The organism is Cupriavidus sp. L7L (genome assembly GCF_004353535.1).
GTDB lineage: Bacteria > Pseudomonadota > Gammaproteobacteria > Burkholderiales > Burkholderiaceae > Cupriavidus > Cupriavidus oxalaticus_A.
In genome coordinates this window covers 1-1,203 of record NZ_SMNY01000198.1, presented here as the reverse complement: position 1 = coordinate 1,203, position 1,203 = coordinate 1, and the positions used below count along the sequence as shown (strand labels likewise).

The 1,203-nt window shown below is 57.7% G+C and carries 1 protein-coding gene and 1 pseudogene; both read right to left on the bottom strand.

Annotated elements, in window-relative coordinates; all coding sequences use genetic code 11:
- Nucleotides 1-260 (bottom strand): DUF262 domain-containing protein (locus E1J61_RS37125; protein ID WP_133098690.1); only part of this gene is annotated, 260 nt, incomplete at its 3' end.
- 195 nt (nucleotides 261-455) lie between these two features.
- A pseudogene (locus E1J61_RS37120) lies at nucleotides 456-1,203 on the bottom strand (helicase); the annotation flags it as partial.

Below are 1,203 nucleotides of genomic sequence, written 5' to 3'. Positions count from 1 at the left end.
AGCAGCAGGAAGAATGTGGTCAGACGTTGTTGGCCGTCGATCACCTCGTAGTGGCTTTTGTGATCAGTCGGCGAGACCAGCACGGTGCCAATGAAGTACTCCCGGGTAGAACCAGCATCGATCTGCTCGCCGATATCCTCAAGTAGTTGATGCACCTCCTTGTCGGTCCAGACGTACTCCCGCTGGTAGTCCGGCACGATGTAGAAGCACTCTCTGAAGGCTTCCTCGATGCTGTATTTGTGGTTTTCGATGCGAGCCATGCTTGTGTCGTTCCTGTTTCGTTCTTCGTTGGAGAGCAAACCTCACCCGAGATGACGATTGAACACCCGGTATTCGGCCAAGTCAGCCGCTGGATTGATTTCCAGAGCACGGGCGCGAAGCTCCCAGTGCTCTCTGTAGCAGCCCGTAAATCGCGGCCGAGCGCGAGAGAAAGTGGATCAGGTATTCGTCGAGCATTACGCCCCCTGATCAACGATCTCCACGTAGCCAATCAACTCGGCTGAATAGCTGCCATCACCGTTTGCCGCCCCCTTGTGCTTCAGTTCCCGCTGCAACGTAGGCTCAACGGCACGCGCAAACAGCTCCAGCCGTTGCTTTGGCACAAACCTTGGTGACGTTGCCGGTGCCTGCAGATAGCGCTCACATTGCCGTTCGACCGCCGGAACACGTGCGCCATCCTGTTTGACGGCGATGGGCTGAAGCACAACGCGACGCTCGCCGTTGCCAGCAGACGCCTCGACCATCCAGAGGGAGAGCAGCACGGGCATGTCTACATCTCCTGAAACGGCAATGCCGACATCCTCCGGCGGCACGCTGCGCCAGCGTCCCAGCTCCTCTTGCACCAACGGGTGATCCAAGCCCATCAGCTCCAGATCATCCTGGCTCATGGCGGTGTCTCGGTTCAACGTGAAGCGGGCGCGGCGGGTATCGTCAACGGTCACAAGATCATAGGTTTCGTCGTCGACCTTGATAAGCTTTTGCTGACGATCCGCGACAGCGGCGGAAAGGAATCGCACCAATCGATCCAGACCGGACGACACATCGGAGAACGGCTTGTAGTCATCGAGGCTGAAGCCATCGAGGTCTTGGAACAGATCAAACACCACTTGCCGTGCTTCGCGGGAGTTCGACAAGGCAGCTTCCAGCTCGACTTGTGTGCGTTTCAATTCGGGATCGGACAGTGCCTCTTGGTACAGCCGGTCG